The organism is Caldifarcimen microaerophilum, assembly GCF_055387105.1.
The window spans coordinates 118,155-139,891 of record NZ_AP038914.1; the positions used below are offsets into that span (position 1 = coordinate 118,155).

At 60.9% G+C, this 21,737-nt stretch carries 20 protein-coding genes and 1 pseudogene; 9 read left to right on the plus strand and 12 right to left on the minus strand.

All coding sequences use genetic code 11. The features are described 5' to 3' along the window. Positions 1-131: 131 nt before the first annotated feature. Positions 132-3,098, plus strand: a complete 2,967-nt coding sequence (locus AC6HU3_RS00575; protein WP_497473867.1) for a choice-of-anchor J domain-containing protein — start codon at positions 132-134, stop codon at positions 3,096-3,098. Positions 3,099-3,831: 733 nt separating this feature from the next. On the opposite strand, the gene AC6HU3_RS00580 is transcribed toward AC6HU3_RS00575, so the two are convergent. Together AC6HU3_RS00580 and AC6HU3_RS00585 are read right to left on the minus strand one after the other, a co-directional pair. After that, complete coding sequence (locus AC6HU3_RS00580; RefSeq protein ID WP_497473868.1) at positions 3,832-5,562, minus strand: carboxypeptidase-like regulatory domain-containing protein; 1,731 nt, start codon at positions 5,560-5,562, stop codon at positions 3,832-3,834. 27 nt (positions 5,563-5,589) lie between these two features. After that, a complete protein-coding gene (locus AC6HU3_RS00585) occupies positions 5,590-8,112 on the minus strand; it encodes a VPS10 domain-containing protein (protein WP_497473869.1) in 2,523 nt (840 codons plus the stop codon). 121 nt (positions 8,113-8,233) lie between these two features. Here AC6HU3_RS00585 and speD point away from each other — a divergent pair, with 121 nt between their 5' ends. Genes speD through AC6HU3_RS00600 form a run of 3 tightly spaced genes read left to right on the plus strand, consistent with a single transcriptional unit; the run spans position 8,234 to position 10,243 of the window. Beyond that, on the plus strand, positions 8,234-8,722 hold the full coding sequence (speD, locus tag AC6HU3_RS00590; protein WP_497473870.1) for an adenosylmethionine decarboxylase: 489 nt from the start codon (positions 8,234-8,236) through the stop codon (positions 8,720-8,722). A 10-nt stretch (positions 8,723-8,732) separates the two neighbouring features. Then, the gene (rpe, locus tag AC6HU3_RS00595; protein ID WP_497473871.1) at positions 8,733-9,383 is read left to right on the plus strand and encodes a ribulose-phosphate 3-epimerase; all 651 of its coding nucleotides are present in this window, start codon (positions 8,733-8,735) and stop codon (positions 9,381-9,383) included. Beyond that, positions 9,380-10,243 (plus strand): 3-hydroxybutyryl-CoA dehydrogenase, encoded by an 864-nt coding sequence (locus AC6HU3_RS00600; RefSeq protein ID WP_497473872.1) that lies wholly within the window; start codon positions 9,380-9,382, stop codon positions 10,241-10,243. The genes rpe and AC6HU3_RS00600 overlap by 4 nt, the downstream gene beginning before the upstream one ends. On the opposite strand, the gene AC6HU3_RS00605 is transcribed toward AC6HU3_RS00600, so the two are convergent. From AC6HU3_RS00605 to thrS, 6 genes are read right to left on the minus strand one after another with little or no spacing between them, the layout of a single operon-like run. After that, the gene (locus AC6HU3_RS00605) at positions 10,231-10,731 is read right to left on the minus strand and encodes a hypothetical protein (RefSeq protein WP_497473873.1); all 501 of its coding nucleotides are present in this window, start codon (positions 10,729-10,731) and stop codon (positions 10,231-10,233) included. The genes AC6HU3_RS00600 and AC6HU3_RS00605 overlap by 13 nt on opposite strands. Beyond that, positions 10,728-11,978, minus strand: coding sequence for a ComEA family DNA-binding protein (locus AC6HU3_RS00610; protein WP_497473874.1), 1,251 nt, complete (start codon positions 11,976-11,978; stop codon positions 10,728-10,730). Before AC6HU3_RS00610 ends, AC6HU3_RS00605 begins: the two co-directional genes overlap by 4 nt. A 15-nt stretch (positions 11,979-11,993) precedes the next feature. Further along, a complete protein-coding gene (locus AC6HU3_RS00615; protein ID WP_497473875.1) occupies positions 11,994-12,659 on the minus strand; it encodes a hypothetical protein in 666 nt (221 codons plus the stop codon). 35 nt (positions 12,660-12,694) lie between these two features. Beyond that, positions 12,695-12,892, minus strand: coding sequence for a 50S ribosomal protein L35 (gene rpmI, locus AC6HU3_RS00620; RefSeq protein ID WP_497473876.1), 198 nt, complete (start codon positions 12,890-12,892; stop codon positions 12,695-12,697). Continuing rightward, positions 12,879-13,448: a translation initiation factor IF-3 gene (gene infC / locus AC6HU3_RS00625; RefSeq protein WP_497473877.1), complete on the minus strand. Its 570-nt coding sequence runs from the start codon at positions 13,446-13,448 to the stop codon at positions 12,879-12,881. The genes rpmI and infC overlap by 14 nt, the downstream gene beginning before the upstream one ends. Before the next feature lie 13 nt (positions 13,449-13,461). Further along, positions 13,462-15,414 carry a threonine--tRNA ligase gene (gene thrS / locus AC6HU3_RS00630; protein ID WP_497473878.1) on the minus strand — a complete coding sequence of 651 codons (1,953 nt, stop codon included), beginning with the start codon at positions 15,412-15,414 and terminating at the stop codon, positions 13,462-13,464. A 185-nt stretch (positions 15,415-15,599) separates the two neighbouring features. On the opposite strand from thrS, the gene AC6HU3_RS00635 reads away from it, so the two are divergent. From AC6HU3_RS00635 to AC6HU3_RS00655, 5 genes are read left to right on the plus strand one after another with little or no spacing between them, the layout of a single operon-like run. Next, on the plus strand, positions 15,600-15,992 hold the full coding sequence (locus AC6HU3_RS00635; protein WP_497473879.1) for a hypothetical protein: 393 nt from the start codon (positions 15,600-15,602) through the stop codon (positions 15,990-15,992). Beyond that, positions 15,989-16,276 carry a hypothetical protein gene (locus AC6HU3_RS00640; protein WP_497473880.1) on the plus strand — a complete coding sequence of 96 codons (288 nt, stop codon included), beginning with the start codon at positions 15,989-15,991 and terminating at the stop codon, positions 16,274-16,276. Before AC6HU3_RS00635 ends, AC6HU3_RS00640 begins: the two co-directional genes overlap by 4 nt. Next, positions 16,231-16,749 carry a CorA family divalent cation transporter gene (locus AC6HU3_RS00645; protein ID WP_497473881.1) on the plus strand — a complete coding sequence of 173 codons (519 nt, stop codon included), beginning with the start codon at positions 16,231-16,233 and terminating at the stop codon, positions 16,747-16,749. The genes AC6HU3_RS00640 and AC6HU3_RS00645 overlap by 46 nt, the downstream gene beginning before the upstream one ends. Next, positions 16,704-17,555 carry a DMT family transporter gene (locus tag AC6HU3_RS00650; protein WP_497473882.1) on the plus strand — a complete coding sequence of 284 codons (852 nt, stop codon included), beginning with the start codon at positions 16,704-16,706 and terminating at the stop codon, positions 17,553-17,555. Before AC6HU3_RS00645 ends, AC6HU3_RS00650 begins: the two co-directional genes overlap by 46 nt. A gap of 32 nt (positions 17,556-17,587) precedes the next feature. Further along, positions 17,588-18,094: a hypothetical protein gene (locus AC6HU3_RS00655; protein WP_497473883.1), complete on the plus strand. Its 507-nt coding sequence runs from the start codon at positions 17,588-17,590 to the stop codon at positions 18,092-18,094. Here the strand turns inward: AC6HU3_RS00655 and AC6HU3_RS00660 are convergent. The 4 genes and pseudogenes from AC6HU3_RS00660 to rfaE2 form a co-directional block, all read right to left on the minus strand. Further along, entirely contained in the window at positions 18,079-19,038 is a 960-nt protein-coding gene (locus AC6HU3_RS00660; RefSeq protein ID WP_497473884.1) for a DUF933 domain-containing protein, read from the minus strand. The two genes, AC6HU3_RS00655 and AC6HU3_RS00660, sit on opposite strands and share 16 nt — an antisense overlap. Beyond that, a complete protein-coding gene (locus AC6HU3_RS00665; protein ID WP_497473885.1) occupies positions 19,035-20,267 on the minus strand; it encodes a putative sugar nucleotidyl transferase in 1,233 nt (410 codons plus the stop codon). Before AC6HU3_RS00665 ends, AC6HU3_RS00660 begins: the two co-directional genes overlap by 4 nt. Next, positions 20,249-21,247 carry a methylmalonyl Co-A mutase-associated GTPase MeaB gene (gene meaB / locus AC6HU3_RS00670; RefSeq protein ID WP_497473886.1) on the minus strand — a complete coding sequence of 333 codons (999 nt, stop codon included), beginning with the start codon at positions 21,245-21,247 and terminating at the stop codon, positions 20,249-20,251. Before meaB ends, AC6HU3_RS00665 begins: the two co-directional genes overlap by 19 nt. Next, a pseudogene (rfaE2, locus tag AC6HU3_RS00675) lies at positions 21,234-21,737 on the minus strand (D-glycero-beta-D-manno-heptose 1-phosphate adenylyltransferase); the annotation flags it as partial. The gene meaB and the pseudogene rfaE2, both read right to left, overlap by 14 nt.

The following is a 21,737-nucleotide window of genomic DNA, read 5'->3' on the forward strand; positions in this document are numbered from 1 at the left end:
CAGGCGGCGGGGTTCTTCTCCATGTCTCTGGGGCGGATGGGCGTTTATCCTGCTTCTCTCTTCCCCACAACCCGGCATCGCCACACACAGGTCCATTCGGACCGGGGTTTTTCCCAAAAACAGGAGGTTGGATGATGCGATGGTGGACAGGTGCAACCCTGGCTCTCGTCCTGGGAGCCCCAGCCCTTCAGGCCGGTGAAGGCCTGCGGGCACCGGAGCGTCCGCGGGACGTGCACGCGGCGAAGAAGGAAACGGTCCGCAAGGGCGCTCCGAGCGTGCAATACAAAAACGGCGTGATCCCCTGGCGAGGGGCGCGGGTCCTGGGCTTCACTCCCACCCAGGTCCTGGAGACCTTCGACAACGGGATTGACACCTCCCCCACCGGTCTCTGGGAGAGCATCCTGGACGGGAATGGTGACGGTGTGGCCTGGGACACATCCTCCACCGTACCGGGTGCCCCAACCAGCTTTGTGAATCCGCCCGGCGCGGTGTATGATGACGATGCAGCGGGGAGTGGCGCGGGGCCCGGTGTGGAGGCCATCACGACCAAGCCCATTGACTTCACCATGTTCCAGAACGGTGACACCGTCCTCCTTTCCTTCTACTCCAACTTCCAGATCTACAACCAGGGCGGCGGCGAATATGCGGCGCTGGCGGTCCAGCCTAAGGTTTATGGCGTCTGGGGGAACTGGGACACGGTGTGGATCCATACGGGAAGCGACCGCATCGCCCAGGAGATCGTGGATCTTTCTCAGTATGCCCTTGCCGACAGCATCAAACTCTCCTTCGTGTTCGTGGATTCGGCCGGCACCTGGGGCTGGGGCTGGGGGATTGACGACATCGCCCTGGGCACCCTCACCTCCACCGTGTTCCTCTCCGAAGACTTTGAGGCCTGCAACCTGCCCGCCGGCTGGACCACCCAGGACGGCAACAGCGACGGGTTCACCTGGACCGTGGGCACCACCAGCGACCTCTCCTCCTGGACACCGCCCAACTATGGCACGTGCTACGCCTATTACTCGGACGACGATGCAGGGTCGGGGGCCGGTGCAGGGGAAGAATGGCTGATCTCCCCCGCCGTGAGCCTTTCCGGGTTCAACGGGCTTCTGGGGCTATCCTATGACTTCGGATTTCGCATCATTGATTCGGTGAATGAGTCCACGGTGGTGTATGTCCGGACCCACGACGGGACGGCCTGGGGGAACTGGACGGAGGTGGCTTCTTATGGCGGCGCAGACATGAGCCTCAGCGAGGACCTGGACATTTCCGCCTTCCTGCCCGCCGAGAGCATCCAGGTGGCCTTTGTGTATAAGGACCTGGATGATGGTTGGTACTGGGCGGTGGGCGTGGACAACGTGATGCTGTATGAAATCATCCCGCCCACCACGGACGTGGGGGTGGTGAGCCTGGACCCCGGTGCAGCGGGCGTGGCACCGCCCTCTTTCGATCCCACCGTGGTGGTTAAAAACTACGGGATCACCCAGCAGTCCTATCAGGTCCATCTCCGGATTGAGGACACCCAGGGGAACATCCTCTTTGAGGACTCCACCGCCCTGGCCTATCGCCACAGCGGGACGGTGGACACGGTGATCTTCCCCACCTACACGGCCAACCTGGGCGACACCCTGGTCCTCACCGCCTGGACGGATCTTGCGGACGACAACCCCAACAACGATATGCTGTCCCACACGGCTGTGGTGGTGAATGCCAATGACGCGGCGGTGACGGCCGTTTCCGGGCCGGCTTATGGCGACCCCCTGTTCTCCTATGTTTTCCAGGTGGACGTGGCCAACGTGGGCGCCAATGCCCTTTCCCCGGTGGACGTGGAGGTTTCCTTCATTGATCAGGCCACAAACACCCCGGTGTTTGTGGAAACCCTGACAGTGGCCACACTGGATCCTCAGACCACGACCAGTCTGACCACCTCGCCCTTCCAGCCGCCGGCGGAGAACACCACCTATCTCGTTCAGGCGGTGAACCTCACCGCGGACGACGACGCCACCAACGACACCGCCACCTTCACCTTCTCCACCCAGATCGCGCCCATGGGCACCGTCCTGGCTTCCTACACCTTTACCACCCTCCCCACCTATGACCTGGCGGGGATCACCTATCGGGAGGACAACCAGAAGTTCTATGTTGTGAGCATGAACACCCCCGGCGTGTATGAACTTGATCCCGTGACCGGCTCCCTCACGCTCCTGTTCAACACCAACAATTTTGGAGCCCCTGGCGGCGACATCCCCTGGGGCATCGCCTTTGACCCCACCGACACCACCCTCTGGCTCACCCAGATTGGGCAGGATGCATCCAGCAACGTCCAGTATCTGTACGGCGTCAAATACGACTTCACCGGTTCCGTCCTGGACACGGTGGATCTCATGGCCCTCACGGGTCAGGGCTACATCGCCGGCATGGACTATTTCCCCCGCACCTATGAGAACGGGCAGACGGTGGGCGGTTACTTCTGGGCCGTGGGGGTGGCGGATCCCACCTGGCAAAACATGGCCAACATCTGGAAACTGGACCTTGCAAACGGCACGGTGGTGGCGCAGCTTCCCAACCCCGATGCCTCTTCCTATCGCGGTGTGGCCTATTACGCGCACGGCGTGAACCTGGTGTTCCTGGGCGGCTGGAACCAGGACGCCGTTCAGGTCTGGGATTCCACCCTTTCCACCATGCTCGCCTCCTACACCGCGAATTCGGTGGCCGACTTTGACCTGTGGGAGGATCTCACCCACTATCAAGCCCTCCTGGTTCAAACCGTTCAGGATCCGGACAACATCATCCAGGTGGTGGCTCTGGGCATGCCCTGGCAGGTGGACGTGAACGAGACGCCGGCACCCGCCGTGATTTCCTTCGCACCTCGTGGGATTTCCCGCGGCATGGCGGTGGCGACGCTGGCCCTTCCGGCTGCAGCCGACGTGAAGGCCGAGGTGTTTGACGCCACGGGCCGGCGGGTGGCGCAGGTGTTCAGCGGCAGACTCTCGGCGGGTGTCCACGAACTGCGCTTCAACGCGCCGCGGGCCGGGCTCTATTTCTGGAAGGTGAAAGCGGGTGACCGGACCTTCCAGGCCAAGACCGTGGTGGTGAAGTGACGATGACGGGAGGGGCTTCGCCCCTCCCGATGCAAAACCGGGGGCGCCTTCGGCGCCCCCTTTTATTTCGATGGGAATTCCTGCGGAATTCCCATCGACCTCCTGAAAACCCAGACCCCAAAGATCTCTGAAATTCCGTCCCCGCCTCATCGGAACCGATCCCCTTTCTCCTCCCCCTGGCGGATGTCCCAGGAACCGTCTCTCCATTGCCGACTTCCCGACTTCTGGGCTTCCGTACATCCGTTCAATCTTCCTGCAGGTCGTGCACAATATTTTGTGATTTTGTGTATCGAAGGGATACGCCATGACTCCCCTACCGCGGCCAGAATCTTGACTCAACCTTCCTCGCGTGGGGATCCCAACATGGAAGATTGTGCCGGAACTTACGGGATCCCCATGCATTCCTCCCGGGAACGCATGGGTTGATCTTTCGGGGTCCCCATCCAGTTTCCAGAGGAAACTGGATGGGGCGGCTTCTCCCCTCTCCTGGTGGGACGGGTCGGGGAGGGAGAACGATCGGGGCTTTGGCCCCTATAGACGAGACCGCGGGAGCACCCCGGTGCTTTTCTATGCCATGATTGTTGTATCAAACGGGGTGCCGGGGTCCCCCTGCTATCCCTTTTACAATCAGGCGGGTGTTCTCCGGGGCCCCCAGGCGATTTCTAAAGAAATCACTTGGGGTGTTCTCCGGGCCCCCCCGTGATTCCTGGAGGAATCGCAGGGGGTGGGGATTTCAGGGTACCACGATTCTGCGCACGTCCTTCCCGGACCGGAGCACATACACTCCGGGTTCCAGCAACCACACCTCCACTTTCCCCGGTGCAAGTTGTCTCCGTCCCACCCTCCGGCCGTCGGAGCGAAAGACTTCCACCACCGTCCGGGACGACGACACGAGACGAAGGCCCCGGGGCATCACCCGGACCACAAGGCCGCTTCTCCGCGAAGGTCCTTCGGCCACGTCCGTTCGCCGGAGTACGGTGACGGTGGGTCCGGGCTGGAGAGCAAGGGAGAGGTCCCCGCCGCTTGTGTTGATGGCTCCGTTTTCATCCACATCCAGCCACAGACCCGCATACACCTGCCAGCTCCCCTCCGAAAGGGTGTCCGGAAGGACAAACAACCGGCTGAAGGTCTGACTCCCGGGGATGTACGTTACGGGAAGGTCCCGAGGGGGGTCATCCACCCACACCGTCCAGTGGAGAGACGCCCCCACCATGCCGTGGGGAAGGGTGTCGCCCGCATAGGAGATCACGGAAACCATCAGGGTCAGGGTATCGCCCGGCTCCAGGGTGTCCGGCCAGGCATCCACCGACACAATCCCCACCGGGGACGCCAGGACATATCCACCGGGTTCGTAATAGTGGTCTGCCATCCAGGTCCAGGCTTTCCCCTGCGATGCCCAGCGGGACGTTCCCCACTGGCACATCCCCCGACCGTGACCGAAACAGGCGTGGCCTGCATCCACCCCATCCGGAATGCAGGGCCAGGACGAACCCGTCCCGGCATAACCGTCTCCACATCCGCAGTCGTTGTTCTCGGCAGAGTATTCCGAATATGCATAGGCCCCGTTGTTGGAAAGCAGGACGCCTGTTGTGTGTTTCACCGCGTCCACCACGGAGGCATACACGTCGCTTCCGTCCCACACCTGGCAGTAGGTGTTGTTGCAGATGTCGTAGGTGCCTGAGATGGGATGGGCGGTGTACCAGGCGCCGTATGTGCGGTACGCCACGCTTCCCGCCCGCAGGGAATGAGTCGGCCAGGAGGCAATCCACTCCTCATCCAGCCCGCTCCGGACATAAGTTTCCAGCGGCATAATCTGAACGGACGAACAGGAACGCCCCGAACAGTTCGTTCCCACCCGGATCACCTGCGGCGGAATCAGCAGGTCGGTCTGGAGAGCCGAGCGGTCTTCAGGAGGTGGGAAATCCCCCGTTCCCTGACCGTGGAGTTCTTGCACCGTGTCCACACCCTCGCCCGGCTGAAGGGTTACCTTCAGGATCATGGCTCCTTCCACCGCCAGCACCTCCCGGATCAGCGTGCGGTATCCCGTGAGGGAGAACCGGAGGGTTTGACGTGGCAGGGTGTGGTGATCCGCAACGCCCGCCGGAAGGGAGAGAACAAAGCTCCCGTCTTCATTCGTCCGGATCCGGTCGTTCACCCAGACGCCTTTGAGGGGCTTTCCATCGGGGTCGGTGACATAGCCCCGAACGGTGAGCATACCCTCCACCATTTCGGGAAACGGCGGGGGTGTGAGGGGTTCCAGCCAGACCGTCACGTGGGGAGGCGCTTCCTTCCGGGTATCCAGCGTGAAAGACAGGCTCCGGTAGCCCGGCGCATGGACCGTATAGCGAGTTCCGGAAGCCGAGGTCACAGACCGGACGGAGGCGGAAACCACCCGACCAGTCCAGGCATCCCGCACCACGAAAGGAGACCCCCCTGCGGTGAGGAAGAGGAGCAGGCTAACCATCTCCCTCTATCCTCCTGTGTATTCTCGTCAGCGAACAAGAACCACCACGGGCATTTGAACCATTGTTTCATCTCCGGTGACCCGGAGGATATACACCCCTGGAGAAAGGGATAGCGGGATAAGCGTTTCTCTGGAAAGGTTCCGGGTGAGGCTCAACCGGCGACGCCCCTGGGCATCAAAGGCCTCAAACCGGACACGTCCCTGAAAGCCCGACAGAAGAAGGCGATCGCCGAGCCACAGGGCCCGGGGCTCCGGCTGCGGGGAGATTTCCGCAACCGGCGTGATGACCGGGGCTTTCCAGATCCCCCGACCATGGGTCGCCACCACCAGTTCGCCTCCCCGGAGCTCCATGTCGTACACCTGGGCGTTGAGGGACCCGAGTTTCGTCCACGTGGTCCCCCCATCCTCCGTGGAGAACACCCCCTGTTCCGTGCCCACATACACCACCCCCGCAGAGAAATCCACCGCCATGGACAGGCAGTCCAGCGTGCCGGGAAGGTCACCGGACACATCCGTCCAGGTTGCGCCCCCATCGGGGGTGTGAAGCACCCGGGGGCCGGACGCGTTGGGGAACCACCACCCCACGCAGGCATACACCTCTCCCCCATCCGCAGGGTTCACCACGAGATCGTTGATGCGCTCATAATTCCGGCTCAGGACAGGACTGCGGTTCTCCCAGGTGAACCCCTGATCCGGGGTGAAGAACACGCTTCCATCGGAAAGACCGACATACAGACTCTCGCCCGAAGCCGCGGCCAGAGAGAGGATCACGGCGCCCGGGGAGAGGGTCCCGCTGATGGACGTCCAGGACGCGCCGATATCCGTGGACATCCACACCCGCTCGGTGCCCACAAAAAGCAGGGAATCTCCCACGTTCTCCAGAACCCCGTTGGCCCAGTCCGCATCATCCCCCGCACTTTGCCAGGGCTCCGGTACACTTTCCTGGGTCCAGGTGGGACTGGGATAACCTGACGTCAGGCGATAACGGGTGAGATACCACATCCGAATGTAGGTTTTGAAAAACCGGTCCTGGCCTCCCTGAAGGGTCCAGGTGGTGGGACCTCCATCCCCCGAGGCATACACCCGCCATTCCGGGTGGTTATACCGGATCATGGTCCCGTTGTCCTGGGTCCCCCCCACCACAAGGTCGGGGCTTGTGGGGTGAACGCTGAGGGTGTAGAACTGGGTGAGGGCCAGGGTTCCGTTCAGGTTGATCCAGGAATTGCCCCGATCGGTGCTTTTCCACACACCGCCATCGGTGGCCACCCACAGGGTGGTGTCGGGACCAAAGGCGATGTGATGGATGTCGGGGTGGAGCCGTCCGTTCGAGCCCCGATCCGTGAGATCCACATAGCTTCCGGCCTGAAAATCGCCTCCTCCGGCATCCGTCACCGTGATCCGGACGAGTCCAAACGTGGAGGGATCGTAGGGGAACACCCCTCCGGCGTACACGGTGAAGGGATCGGCGGGATCCACGGCCAGGGTGTGATTGTAGAAGCCCTGGCCTCCGAGATAATCCGGAGCACCGTCCACGAGATCCCAGGTCACACCGGCGTCCGTGGAGATATAGAGACCGAGCAACGTGTAATCGAAGGAAGAGCCAAAGCTTGCATACATCACGTCAGGATTGGAAGGGGCAAAGGCGAGTTGCGCCCGATAATAGCCGGAGGAGGGCAGGGACGGGATCTGCGTCCAGGTGTTTCCACCGTCCGTGGAGCGAAACACCCCACCCTCACGGTCGGCAGCCAGAACGGTGTCGGGGTGAAGGGGATGGACCAGAACGTCCGTGGTGGGTCCGGAACGGCGCCAGTTCCAGGTTGTCCCGCTGTCCGGTGAAAAGGCAAGCCCCGTTCGGTTGGCCACATAGATCCAGGAGGGACGTTGCGACGGGATCACGATCCGCGCAATATACTTGCCCACCTTCAAACTGGAGGCGATCTTCACCCAGGTGAGCCCACCGTCCGGCGACCGGAAGAGACCGTCGCCGTATCCGCAGTCCCAGCAGTTATGAAATTCGCCCGTTCCGTAATACAGAATGTTCGGGTCGGTGGGGTCAAAGGCCAGCGCACCCCCAGTGAGGACGGGGAGGTGATCGGTGAGGGGAACCCAGGTGGTTCCGCCATCTGTGGTTTTCCACACCCCTCCACCTGCAGAGGCAATATAGGCGGTCTGGGGATCGGTCGGATGGGGAAGCACCCAGGACACCCGTCCGCTCACGGTTCCATCGGACCAGTATTCCCCGGTCGCGGGGGAGGGCCCCAGGAAAACCCAGGGAGAATCCTTGGCCGTGCGGTGAATGAACCGGGTTCCTTCGGGGACCCGGTCCGGTGCGGTGGAAAGGGGTGGATCAAAGAATTTTGCATCCAGAAAGGTTTCGCTCATCCCGGGGATGTTGCCTTTGCGGTTTCGGGAAAGGTGGGAGAGATTCTGCTGGTGGGTGGAACGAACTTCCAGGGGATGTTCCTGATGCTCCCGGATTTCCCGGGAGATCTTGAGATCCAGCTCGCTGGGGGAAACCCCGGCGAGGAGAACAACGGAAAGCAAGAACATGGGAGCACCTCCCGGTTCGGACATAGGGTGCACCGTTTTTCGAGTTTTGTCAAGCCCGGATTTGACAGACCCCCCCGGAAAGGATACACTTTAACACCATCTCAGTCAAAGGAGGAAGGCCATGGCACTCAAACATCCCACCCGAGGGGAACATTATGTGGTGGAACTTTCGGGATGCGATCCCGAGGTGATCGGAAACGTCGCCCGGGTCCAGGATATTATGACCGAGGCTGCGGAGCGGGCCAACACCCAGGTGTGGGCGGTGTCCTTCCATCGGTTTCCGCCGAACGGCGTGTCCGGTGTGGTGGTGATCTCCGAGTCTCACCTGTCCGTGCACACCTGGCCCGAAGTCGGGTACGCCGCCCTGGACATCTATACCTGCGGCGAGCAATCCCTTCCTGAAAAGGCCGTGGAATACGCATCCCAGGCCTTTCGGGCTCAGAGCATGCACATCACCGAAATCACCCGGGGACTGGACGATGGCGACCAGGTGTTCTATCACAGCATCATCACCTGGGAAGAGGATGTGAAGCCGCGGGAGACCGAACCCTTCGTGGAGAACAAAAGCCGGACATCTGTCCACACACACGAAAACAACGAGAATCCCTGACCCGCACCGGATGATCGTTTCTCCTTCCATCATCGCCGCGGACTTCTCCTGTCTGCGGGATCTTATCGAGGCCAGTCGTGACGCACCCTGGCTCCATCTGGATGTGATGGACGCGCACTTTGTTCCCAATCTGACCTTTGGTCCCCTTGTGGTGAAAGCGATTCGCACCCACACGGACCAGGTGCTGGACACCCACCTCATGATGACCCACCCCCACCGGTATCTGGAAGCGTTCATCCAGGCCGGGAGTGACCTGGTCACCGTGCACGTGGAAAGCCAGGCGCCCTTTCCCGAAACCCTCCGGCGCATCCGGGAACTCGGCGCTTCGCCGGGCATCGCCCTCAACCCGGAAACCCCCGTTTCGGCGGTGGAGCCTTATCTCGAAGAAGCGGACCTCGTGCTGGTCATGAGTGTCCATCCGGGGTTTGCGGGGCAGAAATTCATCCCGGAGGTTCTCCCAAAGATCAGACATCTTGTGGAACTCCGCAAACAAAAGAATCTGTCCTTCCGGATTTCCATTGACGGTGGCATTCAGGAGGAGACCGCGCCCATCGCGGTGGAGGCGGGGGTGGACGTTCTGGTGGCGGGGAGTTTTGTCTATCGCTCCTCCTCTCCCCGGGAACGAATCCGATGGCTTCAAAACCTTGGAGGTGCACGATGAACGTGGAATCCATCCGGACCGTGGGGGTGATCGGTGCCGGCACCATGGGCAACGGGATTGCCCATGTGTTTGCCCAGCATGGGTTTGATGTGATTCTTGTGGATGTTTCGGAAGATGTGCTCCAGAAAGCCCTGGGCACGATTGAAAAAAACATGAGCCGTCAGGTGAACAAAGGCATCCTCACAGAAGAAGCCAAACGCGAAGCCCTCGCCCGTATCCGGACGGCCACCCGCCTGGAAGAACTCCAGGACGTGGACTTCGTGGTGGAAGCGGTGGTGGAAAACAAAGAGGTCAAAAAGGACGTTTTCCGCAGGCTGGACGAGCTCACGCGTCCCGAGGTGGTCCTTTCGTCCAACACGTCCTCCATTTCCATCACCGAGCTGGGAGCTGTCACGTCCCGACCTGAGAAGGTGATCGGTATGCACTTCATGAACCCCGTCCCGGTGATGAAACTCGTGGAGGTGGTTCGGGGCCATGTGACGGCGGACGACGTGGTGGAGGCCGTGGTGCAACTCGCCCAGAAGCTTGAAAAAGTGCCTGCGGTGGTGAACGACTATCCCGGCTTCGTGGCCAACCGGATCCTCATGCCCATGATCAACGAGGCCTGCTTTGCCCTGATGGAAGGGGTGGCGGATCGGGACGCCATTGATACGGTGATGAAACTCGGGGCCAACCATCCCATGGGTCCCCTGGCCCTTGCCGACCTCATCGGGCTGGACGTGGTGCTCTTTATTCTCGAAGTCCTCTATCGGGATCTCGGGGATCCCAAATTCCGTCCCTGCCCCCTTCTTCGCCGGATGGTGGCGGCCGGACACCTGGGGAGAAAGACGGGACGGGGATTCTATGTTTATGAATCCTGACCGGAGGGCGGGAAGGGCAGCGTCAGCCCGAATTCCCGCTCGATAAACGCCGATAGAACGGTGAAAAAGGATTCCTTCCCGCCGCAGGACGTGCAGATCCAGCGCACGGGGTCTCCGCCGTTTGCCATGCTCTGTCCGCAGAGGCGACAGGAGGGAAGGGGGTGCCCCAGAACCTGAAGAAGGTCCAGCCAGAATTCCGCGAATTCTTCCCCGGACTTTAACCGGGGCCACCGATCCCAGAACAGGGGAAGGACCTCAGGCCCCGCCTCTGCGGGAAGGTGGCGAAGGAATCGGAGAATGGGGCCCGCGTATCGGGCCCACGACCACCGGGCAGGAGGGGTGAACACCCTCTTCTGAACCCGGATCTGTCCGGTGAGCGTGACGATGCCCTCCGCAAGACTCCCCGGGGGAAGGAGGAGGCGGCCCCGGTCCACGGAGAGAGCCCTGCCCTGATCGTTCAGATACCGGGGCGGTTTTCTTCCAATCACCAGGAGACGTGTCCGTGCCAGCGCACTTCCCCTCCAAGTTCGACCACCGGAGAAGGACCGGCCACCCCGAGTCCCCGCAAAAGGATCTGCCAGTCCCCCCAGCTTCTGCGAACCCCAAATTCCCCATAACCAGACGACACCGGAACGGAGGCGTGCATCCACCAGAGGTGGGTGGATTCACTCGCCATGCCCGCCCGGAGAAATCCCCAGGACCGGGAATATCGAACCTCCACCCGATGGACCCCTTCACTCACCCCCCATTTCCAGGACCACGGGGACTGGACCAGGCGGATCCAGCCGCCGCCTTCCCAGAGCCCCCCATACCCCCTCAGATGCTCTGTCCGGATGGAGACGTAGCCCCGAAGGGAGACATCTTCCGGCGTGCCCACCCACTGAAGACGGATCCCCCAGGAAGGAAATCGCAGGGACAGCCGGGTTTCGTGCTCCTCACGCAGGGGAGACCACCGCCAGATCCACCGGAGGGCCTGTCCGGGATACAGCCCCACCAGGGCAAGGGTATGGGACCCGGTTGTCTCCGGGAAAAGTTCCACGCCCAGGAATCCCGCACGAACACCGGCCCAGACGTTTTCCTGATGGGGGGCATACCAGATCCAGAAGTGTCTTCTGAACCCCACGCCGATCAGAGAGTCTGGCCAGACAAGATCCCACCGCCAGTCCCTCCATCCCGGATGGAGCCACACCCGAACGACGGAATCCATGCGGGGATGCTCAGGCTCTTCCTCCGGCATGCGGAGGCGGGACCACAGGGAGCGAGGAAAAGGACCCGCCCATCCGGTGATCGGGCGGAACGTCCCCGCATGAAACCAGCGGGAGGAAAAAACCCAGCGATAAGACGTGTCCGCCATGCGCAACTGCGACCAGAAAGACCAGGTGCGTCCGGAGACTTTTCCGCTCACACGGGGGCGTGTGGTGGTGGATGCGAGAACCCGGAAAAAGAGGTTGTCTCTGGGCTTGAGAAGAAGCCAGGAGTCAAGGAAGGGCCGAAGGTCCGGAGACAGGCCGGTGCGCCGGAAAAAATCCTCCCAGGAACGAAAGGAACCTGCCCGGCGCGCCTGAAGAATGGCCCGCACATCTGAGTCCGAGAAAAGGGGAAAGCGGGCAAGGTCTTCAGGGGCAGCTTCCTGGACCCACACCGGGTCGGGAAGCTGCCATGTGCCCCAAAGAACTTCAAGACTCTCCGGTGGAAGAACCGCCGGGTCCCCCACCAGCAAAAGGGTGAGGATCACCTCGTGCTCACCCTCTCAGGGCAGGGTGAGCGAAATGAACCCCATACGCTCAAGCAAAAGTCCCAGGATGCCCAGAAAATTGAGCACCGTAAGAAGCCAGAGTATCCACACCAGGCGGGTCAGGGTTCGGGTCGTCCCCCGGAGTTCAGCAATGTCCACCGCCGCGGTCTCCAGGGCCTTCCCCCGCCGAACCACACTCTGCAGGCGAGAAATAATGGGGTCGAACGCCTTTTTCAAGGCGTCTTCGATCCGGCTTTCCACATCCCCCGGCATCCCAACAGCTCCCCCGCCTGCACCTGCCCCTTCGATCTTCAGGAGAATCTCGTCCAGCTTCTGGAGCACCGTATCCATCTCCCCGCCGACAGGAATCCCCACACCACCGACGGCCCCCACGTCGGCATCCGCGAGCCCTGCGCTGGCCAGGGACGGAAAATCTTCCCCCCCACCGGCTGCTCCGGCTGAACCGATCTTTTCCACAGCCTCCCGGAGTTCAGGCACCAGATGCTCCAGAGACATGGCGATTTTCTGAATGTCCTCCGAAAGGTGCTCCACGCCTGAGGCTACGGACGCAAGTTCGTTTTTGAGGGCGTCCATGTCCTCCTTGGAGGCCATGTGGGTATAGATTCGTTTGAGAAGCCCCACCAGGGCTTCCTGGAACGTCGGGGGTTTGCGTTCAGCCATCCCCCACCTCCTCAGGTTTGATGTTCATCCGCCCTTCACCCGTTGGGCAAAAGGGCGCGCACGCGTTTTTCATCCGCAGCAGAGACCAGTGCAGGCTTCCGGAGACGCCGAATCCGCTTGCTGGGCTTTTTGGTTTTCAGATGACTGTTCCCCGCTTTGAAGCGGCGAATCTTGCCCCCTCCGGTGATTTTGAACCGTTTGGCGGCGGAGCGTTTGGTCTTAACCTTGGGCATGATCTTCCTCCTTGTTTTCTTCGACAGCTTTCTTCATGGCCCGTTTTTTCGATGAAAGCGGACGGATCACGGTGATGAGGTTCCGCCCCTCCAGACGGGGAGGCTGTTCCACCTCGCCCACATCCTCCAGGGCCTCGAGCATCCGATCCAGTGCCTGGCGTCCTACCTCCGCGTGGGCGATGGTCCTCCCCCGATAATAGATCCGAACCCGGACCTTGTACCCCTTCTCCAGAAACTCCCGGGCCCGGCGGGTTTTCACACCGAGATCATGCTCTTCAATGGTGGCCGAGAAACTCAGTTCTTTGACCTCGCCTGCGTGGAGCTTCGCTGAATCGGCCTTTTTCCTCGCCTCTCTGCGTCGTTTCTTTTCCTGATACATAAACTTCCCATAGTCCAGAATCCGCGCCACAGGGGGGCGTTCATTGGGCGCCACTTCCACGAGATCCAGCCCCATTTCCTCGGCCATACGGATGGCTTCGCGGGTGGGCATCACCCCAAGGGGTTTCCCGTCGGGACCGATCACCCGAACCCGCGGAACACGGATTTGATAATTCACCCGATACCTCAGGTCAGCGATGGTGCACCTCCTGGTTGGTTGTTTCCGAAAGAACAAGGGTTTCACCCGGATGATTGGCTTTCACAAGCCTCGAAAGAATTTCGTCCACCGGAAAAGCTCCCTGATCCCCGTCCCCGTGAAGGCGAACGGCCACCTTCCCGTCGGCCATTTCCCGCTTGCCCACCACGAACATGACGGGGATCTTCCTGCTCTCCGCTTCCCGGATCTTGTATCCCACCCGCTCGTTCCGGTCGTCCACCTCCACCCGGATCCCTGCCTCCTTCAGCCGCTCGGCAATCGTACGGGCATACGCGTTCTGGGCATCGGTGATGGGGAGAATCATCACCTGGATCGGAGCAAGCCAGAAGGGAAAGTTCCCGGCGTAATGTTCGATCAGCACACCCAGGAACCGCTCAAAGGAACCAAACAGCGCCCGGTGGATCATATAGGGACGGTGTTCGCCTCCATCCGGCCCCCGATAGGTCAGCTGGAAACGCTCCGGGAGGTTGAAATCAAACTGAACCGTGGACAGCTGCCACCGCCGCCCGATGGCATCCCGGAGGATGATGTCGATCTTGGGCCCATAAAACGCGCCACCCCCTTCATCCACCGCGTATTCAAGGTCCATCTCCTCCAGCGCCTCCGCAAGGGCCCGGGTGGCGTGATCCCACATCTCGAGGCTCCCCACGTATTTCTCCGGGCGGGTGGACAGATAGATCTCAAACGTATCAAATCCGAACATGCGCAGGAGATCAAAGGCAAAACGGACCACGCCCTGAACTTCTTCCTTCGCCTGATCCGGCGTGCAGAAGATGTGGGCATCATCCTGGGTGAACCCCCGAACCCTCAGGAGTCCGTGGAGCACCCCAGAACGCTCATACCGGTAAACGGTGCCGATTTCCGCAAGGCGAAGAGGAAGATCCCGATAACTGCGGGCCCGGTGTTTGTAGATCTGGATGTGGAAGGGGCAGTTCATGGGCTTGACAAAATACGATTCGTGCTCCGAAAGTTTCATTTCCGGAAACATGTTTTCCCGATACGCCTTGAGGTGACCGGACGTCTCCCACAGAAGGGATCGTCCCACATGGGGGGTATAAACGATCTGGTACCCCCGGGCGTCATGCTCTCTGCGCCACAGATCCTCGATCACCCGCCGGATGGCTGCCCCCCGGGGAAGCCAGATGGGAAGGCCCGGCCCCACTTCTTCACTGAAGGTGAAGAGTTCCAGTTCCCTTCCCAGTTTCCGGTGGTCTCGACGCAGGGCCTCCTCCCTCCGGGCCAGGAAGTCCTGGAGTTCCTCCTCCGTGGGGAAGGAAACCCCGTAGATCCGTTGAAGGACCGGGTTGCCTTCCTCTCCCCGCCAGTACGCCGAGGACGCCGAAAGGACCTTCAGCGCGCCGATGTACCCGGTGCTTGGCACATGGGGACCCCGGCAGAGATCAAGAAACTTCCCCTGGCCATACACCGTCACCGTGTCGCCTTCAATCTCCTCAAGAATTTCCAGCTTATACGGTTCGTTGAGTTCTTCAAACAGTTTCCGGGCTTCTTCTTTGGTCAGGACCTTCCGGAAGACCTTTTCGTCCCGGGCCACGATCTCCTTCATCCGGGCCTCGATGGCCTCCAGGTCCTCCGGAGTGAAGGTGTAGTCGCCCATATCAAAATCGTAATAAAATCCCTCTTCGATAGGAGGTCCGATGGTGAGTTTGGCCTGCGGGAAGAGTTCCTTCACCGCCTCGGCCAGAATGTGGGCGGTGGAGTGCCAGTAGACCTCCCGGCCCTGCGGATCCTCAAAGGTCAGAACCTCAAACACCTGGGCATCGTCTTCCACCGGGCGAAAGAGGTCCCACAGCATCCCATCCGCAGTGCGGGCCACCAGATACCGGCGATCCGGGGGCAGCACGTCCAGCAGGGTTTGTCCCGGCTGGACCACATACTCCTTCCCTTCCGGTGTGCGAACCAGCGCCATTCCTGATTTTCCTCCCGTGCGGTATTTAATGGTACAGGATAACGCGGCAATTTTTCAACTTACCACTTCGCCACCGCCCAAGTTTGCGCGATACACATAGTGCCCCACGAATGAATTGGCATCAAATGCCACGCCATCCCCTGAACGTCCTTCATGATCTCCATACAATCGCTCTGGGCGAAACGATGGCACGGAGACGACGAAAAAGGCGACTCGCTCGCAAAGCTTTTCTCCCTCCAGGTAGTCTGGTGTATACGGGAGAACACGATCAGGATTTCAAGATCCGGTGGATGCGCTATGACACGGATCATGTCCAGGAGGGAGAGACCGCAGATCCTGACAAAATCCCTGCTCTGGTCAGGACACCAGGGTTCACCTGGGTGGATGTGGTGGGTCTCTATCGCGTTGACGTCCTGGAGCACCTGGGGCGCATCTTCAACATTCACCCCCTTGTTCTTGAGGACATCGCAAATGTACACCAGCGCCCCAAAATTGAGGATCACGATCAATACTTTTTTTCGTCCTGCACGTCCACGATTTCGATGAGACAACCGACGAGGTTTCGTCCGAGCAGGTGAGTTTTATCCTGATGGATCATGTGCTCCTCACCTTTCGAGAAAGCGAGAGAAGCAAGTTTGAATCCGTAAGAGGGCGCATCCGGCAAGCACGGGGACTGATCCGCCGACGCCTTCTGGAAGATCTGCTCTATGTCCTGATGGACACCGTTGTGGATTATGAGTTCATGGTGCTTGAAAAACTTGAAGAGAAGAGTGAACCCTTCGAGGAGCATATTTTCTCACAGCCCCCGGTTCTGATGTGGTTTCCGACCTTCACGGTTTACGAAAAGACCTCCATGAGTTGAGGAAGTCCATCTGGCCGCTCTGCAATGCTCTTGCCTCCATTTCACGGGGGGAGTTCCCCCGGTTGAACGACGTGAAGATTTATTTTCAGGACGTCTATGATCACGGTCTTCGCGTCATGGACGCTCTGGATTCGTTGCGGGATACGGTGGGAGGGCTTCTGGATATGTACTTTTCCAGCATCAGCACCCGAACGAATGAAATTATGCGCGTGCTGACCATCATTGCCACCGTATTCATGCCCATCACCTTTATTACAGGAGTTTATGGGATGAACTTCCGCTACATGCCAGAGCTCTACTGGAAATGGGGTTATCCGGCGGTGCTTCTTCTTATGGTTCTCGTGGCAACAGGCATGGTTCTCTACTTCCGGGGAAAGGCTGGCTCTGAGAAGAACGTTCCCCCTCCATCCTGTATCTTTCCCTTCCTATGGTTGTCCTGCTTTCCCTGCTTGCCTCCGCGGTCTGGTCCCTGAACCCGGTGCTCCTTGCGCGGGCGCTGCGAAGGGAGCACCCGGTGGGCATCCATGCGTTCCGGATTGCGAGCATCGCCGTGGTGCTGCTGCCGTATGTGCTGTGGAAGGGCTCGGTCCCCAATGATCCCATGACCTGGCTTCTTCTCACGGGGGCAGCCCTTGCCGGACCGGTGTTTGCCTGGCTTTTCTATATCCTTGCCCTGGAACGTCTTCCCATTTCCATTGCCCATCCCCTGGTGAACAGTTTTGCCCTTTTTGCCATCGGGTTCGAAATCCTGATCTGGGGGATCGTCCCTCCGCCCCTCGCCTGGGTGGGGGTCTTGCTGATCCTTCTGGGGATGGTCCTGTTTCAGCAGGAATCCCGTGAGGAATCGGGCGCCCGTCGGTCCATGACCGTGGCCGGTCTTCTCTTTGCCCTGGCCACCAGCTTCCTCTGGGGGATGGGAAGTGCGCTGTTCAAGGCGCTGGTGGTCCGGATGGATATTTACACGCTTCTTTTTTACCGGAGTACCATCGCCACCGTCCTCCTTTCCCCCCTCCTCTTCCGGTTCCCTCTCCGGACATGGGAGGGCCGGATCCTGGCCGCCCTTTCCGGAATCCTGAACGACGTGGGGGGACTCTGGCTCTATCTCACGGCCATCCGGCACGCGCCCCTGTATCTCGTGGTTCCCCTTTCGTCCCTGAGCCCTGTGCTGGCCTATTTCTGGGCCCGGGCGTGGTTTTCCGAGGCCTTTCGGGCCCGGCGGTGGCTTGCGATCTTCGCCATCGTGATCGGAACCGTGCTCCTTTCCCGGGTGCGCGGTTGAAGGTCTCACGCGCAATGCGTATCTTTCATTTCATGAAACGAAATCTCCTTCTCCTCGGGTTCTTCGTCCTCTTCGCCTGCAGAACGGTCCCGCCCGGAACCGGATCACCGGGGCGATGGCCCCACCTTCCGGAACAGGCGTTGTTCAGGGGAGACATCACCCTTCAGACGCAAACCGCTGTCCATCGGGGAGACTTTCTTCTGCGATACGATCCCGACAGCGTTGCCTTCCTTGCCAAAGGCATCCTGGGCTTCTCCCGAAGCTTTCAGGGAACGGTGGCGGAAGCCCCTTCCGAACTCCAGGCCCTCCTGAGCCTCATCCACCCCTCCTTCTGCGGCACTCACCAGATCTGCACACCCGCCGGCACCCTCTCCGTCCACGGCTCCCCCCTCCCCACCCACCTCGAAATCCCCGGACGCCTCCGGATCCGGATCCTCCGGTGGACCCGTGAAAGGGGGTACGACCTCCCGGTGGAATGGGTGTTTGAAGGCGAGGAGGGGAGCGGGAAGATACGGGTGACGGATTACCGGGTGGAATAGACGATCACATACAGCCCGTCCACCATGGGCCAGTCTTTCCCCACCCGGCGATAGTGCTTTTTGCGCTCCTCTTCGGGGAGGCGGATAAAATCCTCCACCGGAATCACGTCCGCCCGGACGAAACCCCGGGCCAGGTCGGTATGGATGGCCCGGGCGGCCTCCACGGCCGGTGCACCTTCCGGAATCAGCCAGAGCCGGGCTTCTTTCTCGTTTCCGGTGTAAAACCGGATGCGGCGTGTCGCCTGGAGCAGGGCTTCCAGAAGGGTCTCCCGGAGAGAACGGAGCCCATAGGCTTCCCGCAGTTCTTCGGCCTCCTCAGGAGGAAGGTCCCGGAGTTCTTCCTCCACGGGCAGCACCGTCTCCACCACCGGAAGGTCCAGATCCTCAGGCGGAGGTGGACCTTCTTCTCCACGGTTCCAGACGATGATTTGAGGCAGCAGGGTGACAAAGCCATATCCCAGGAGTTCGCGCCGCTCCGGATCGGTGAAGGGCACTTCTGACAGGGGGGTGCCCTTCTCCAGCGCCTCCCGGGCCTTCTGAAAGGCCGAGAGACGGTGTTCGGGCGCATGGCGGCTCCGCACTTCTTTTTCCACCCGATCCATCTGACGCTCCACCCGCTCAAGGTCGGCAAGGAGCAGGCGGTCCATCAACGCGTCCACCGACCCCCCGGAAAACGCACCCACCACATGAATCAAAAGGTCAAAGCCAGAGATCTCCGTGAGGATCTGACCGATCCGGTCTTCCCGGAACGCCTTGCCGAATCCGTCGTAATCCACAAGCTCCAGGGGATACCCCGTGATTTTTCTCGCCTTCACCACCTGGGCCAGGGCAAGGAGCCGTTCGTCTTCCAGAAAGACGGTGACGGGGGAGCGTTCCAGCCCCGACAGGGCGCGAACCAGGGACGTTTTTCCGGAAAAGGGAAGGCCGATCACGCCGGCGATCACCGGTGGACCTCCAGGAACGCATCCCGAAGTGGGGCTTCGTTCTCAAACACCTTCCGCAGGACCCGCTCTTCTTCCTCGGTGAGGATCACGTTCCGCCGGCTCATCATCCGTCGGGCCACCTCCAGGGCCTTGTCCAGGCCAAACACCTCGCACCGGTCATCGGTGAGGAGCACAAAGGAAGGCACCATTTTCGGCGAAAAGGTGGTCCGGGCATACACCGCCCCCACCCCGATGGTGGTTCCTGTGGAAAGGGCCGCCTGGATGCCTATCTTGCTGTGATCCCCGAAAACACTGCCCAGGAACGCCGTTTCCGTGTTCACCTCTCCGGAGGGAAGATGCAGCCGCACAGGTCCATAGGTGTTCTTGAGGTTGCTCGTGGTGGCCCCGGCCCCGATGTTCACCCAGGATCCCACATAGGAGTTCCCTAAGAATCCGGCATGCTGTTTGTTGGAGAATTCCTGAAAGATGGAGGCGTGGATTTCTCCACCCACCTTCGAGGTGCTGCCGATGGACGTGTCTTTGAGGTGACTGTGGGACCGGATCACGCTGTGGGCGCCGATATACACCGGTCCTTCCAGGACCACAAAGGGCTCGATTCGCACGTGTTCCTCGATGTGGATGGGGCCGTTGCGAGAATCCAGCACAACGGGACCTTCGATACGCGCGCCGGGAGCCATGTGGAGGGCGTCCCCCAGCACGGTGGGGGTGTGCTGAAATTCCCCCTGGAGGTCCCGGGGGAGTTCCAGCCGCATATCGTCAAAAAAGAACTGCTCCCGGTGGAAACGAAACACGTCCCCCCAGCCCCGGAGGACATGAAAGCCCTCCGGGAGAGGGTGGCCGTCTGCGCCGTCCATGAACGCCCGGAGAAAATCCTCATACTCCAGATAGCCCATCATCAGGCGCCCCCGGTCGTCCACCAGCCGGTCACCGGGCGCGAAGTTTTCAAGGAGAAGCTCCACTTCGCTTGTTTCGGGAGGAAGAAGGGCGGCGTTGATCCAGATGCCCCGGGTCCCGGGCGCAACCTCCCGGGTGTTGCGGGTTCGGCGAAGAAAACTGGCAAGAACCGTCCTGCGGGTGGAATAGAAGGAGAGCGAAACCCGGAGACTCCGTTCCCATTTCTCAAAAATCCGGAGCATGCCCACCCGCAGGGACCAGAGGGGACGGGTGGCCGTGATGGGCCAGAAGGCCTCAAAGGTCGCATCTTCAAAGATTACGATGTGGGTTTCCATAGAACCTCCTCCAGAAAATCCCGAAGGTTGTGCCGTTCAAGCGCCTGAAACAGATCAGAACGAAGACGCGTTTCTCCCCCCACCCGCGAGAGAAATTCCTCCCAGAGATGTTCCTGGATCACGTTGCGGAAGGTGGACCAGATCCGCTCCTCCCGCCGTCGGGATCGAATTCCCGTGGATTCCAGGTATTCCCGATGTCGTGCAATGGCTTCCAGGACGTCGTCCAGGCCCTCTTTGCGCACGGCAACCGTGGTGAGAACCGGGACCTCCCATGGGCTTGCCTCAAGATCCGGAGGGAGGTCCACCCGGTCATGCCCGGCCTTGGTGGAGGTGAGGGCTTCGCCCATCCGGAGCGCGGTTTCGATTTCCCGAACAAGCCTCCGGGCGCCTTCCCGATCGGCTTTGTTCACCACGATGATGTCCGCGATCTCCATCAGCCCCGCCTTCATCGCCTGGATTCCATCACCCGATTCGGGAACCAGCACCACCACCACCGTGTCGGAAGCCTCCAGCACGTCCAGTTCGATCTGACCCACCCCCACCGTTTCCGTAAGAATCACGTCAAACCCCATGGCGTCCAGGAAATCGGCGGCGATCACCGTGGCCCGGGAAAGCCCACCCAGACTTCCCCGGGTGGCCATGCTCCGGATATACACCTGCGGGTGCATCCCCGCTTCCGTCATCCGGATGCGATCCCCCAGAAGGGCCCCCCCCGTGAAGGGGCTCGTGGGGTCCACGGCAAGCACCCCCACCCGGTGGCCCTGTTCGGCGAAGGCCAGGGCGAGGAGATTGGTGAGGGTGGACTTTCCGGCTCCCGGGGGCCCGGTGATGCCAATCCGGTGAGCTTTCCCCGTTTCGGCAAGAACTTCCTGAAGAAGGCGTTCCCGGAACTCCGGATCATTTTCAATGCGGGAAAGGATGCGGGGGACGATCAGGCGATCCCCTGCCTCAACCCGGCGTTTCAGCTCATGCACCTTCATGGCAGATCCTTCGTTTCAGGCGTTCCCGGATCAAAAGGGTTGTGCTCCAGCCCTCCCGGAGTGGAACGAGTTCCACCCGCCCCCCGTGGGACTCCACCCAGGGACGCCCCACCACGTCTTCCGGCCGATAATCCCCCCCCTTCACCAGAACATCGGGGGTGAGCATACGGATCAGATTTTCCGGGGTATCTTCGTCAAACCAGGTGACCGCGTCCACCCACCGGAGGGCAGCCACAAGTTCGGCCCGGACCTCCAGGGGAAGAAGGGGACGACGGGGACCTTTCAGGCGAGCCACCGAAGCATCCGTGTTGAGGGCCACGATCAGCCGGTCTCCCAGCCGGGCCGCCTCGCGGATCACGTGAAGATGGCCGGGGTGGAGGAGGTCAAAGCACCCGTTGGTGAACACCACCACCTGACCCTGCGCTTTCCACGTGCGAACGAGATCCCGCAGTGCCTCCCGGTCAAGGATGGGGGCCGGTGTGGATTCCAT

What these genes read in the sequence shown, in the direction of transcription:
- AC6HU3_RS00575 (WP_497473867.1), top strand. Translation starts at nt 132, where the DNA reads ATGATGCGATGGTGGACAGGTGCAACCCTGGCTCTCGTCCTGGGAGCC.
- AC6HU3_RS00655 (WP_497473883.1), top strand. Translation starts at nt 17,588, where the DNA reads ATGAAACGAAATCTCCTTCTCCTCGGGTTCTTCGTCCTCTTCGCCTGC.
- AC6HU3_RS00580 (WP_497473868.1), bottom strand. Translation starts at nt 5,562, where the DNA reads ATGGTTAGCCTGCTCCTCTTCCTCACCGCAGGGGGGTCTCCTTTCGTG.
- rpe (WP_497473871.1), top strand. Translation starts at nt 8,733, where the DNA reads ATGATCGTTTCTCCTTCCATCATCGCCGCGGACTTCTCCTGTCTGCGG.
- AC6HU3_RS00615 (WP_497473875.1), bottom strand. Translation starts at nt 12,659, where the DNA reads ATGGCTGAACGCAAACCCCCGACGTTCCAGGAAGCCCTGGTGGGGCTT.
- speD (WP_497473870.1), top strand. Translation starts at nt 8,234, where the DNA reads ATGGCACTCAAACATCCCACCCGAGGGGAACATTATGTGGTGGAACTT.
- AC6HU3_RS00635 (WP_497473879.1), top strand. Translation starts at nt 15,600, where the DNA reads ATGGCACGGAGACGACGAAAAAGGCGACTCGCTCGCAAAGCTTTTCTC.
- AC6HU3_RS00600 (WP_497473872.1), top strand. Translation starts at nt 9,380, where the DNA reads ATGAACGTGGAATCCATCCGGACCGTGGGGGTGATCGGTGCCGGCACC.
- AC6HU3_RS00665 (WP_497473885.1), bottom strand. Translation starts at nt 20,267, where the DNA reads ATGGAAACCCACATCGTAATCTTTGAAGATGCGACCTTTGAGGCCTTC.
- meaB (WP_497473886.1), bottom strand. Translation starts at nt 21,247, where the DNA reads ATGAAGGTGCATGAGCTGAAACGCCGGGTTGAGGCAGGGGATCGCCTG.
- thrS (WP_497473878.1), bottom strand. Translation starts at nt 15,414, where the DNA reads ATGGCGCTGGTTCGCACACCGGAAGGGAAGGAGTATGTGGTCCAGCCG.
- rpmI (WP_497473876.1), bottom strand. Translation starts at nt 12,892, where the DNA reads ATGCCCAAGGTTAAGACCAAACGCTCCGCCGCCAAACGGTTCAAAATC.
- AC6HU3_RS00650 (WP_497473882.1), top strand. Translation starts at nt 16,704, where the DNA reads ATGGTTGTCCTGCTTTCCCTGCTTGCCTCCGCGGTCTGGTCCCTGAAC.
- AC6HU3_RS00585 (WP_497473869.1), bottom strand. Translation starts at nt 8,112, where the DNA reads ATGTTCTTGCTTTCCGTTGTTCTCCTCGCCGGGGTTTCCCCCAGCGAG.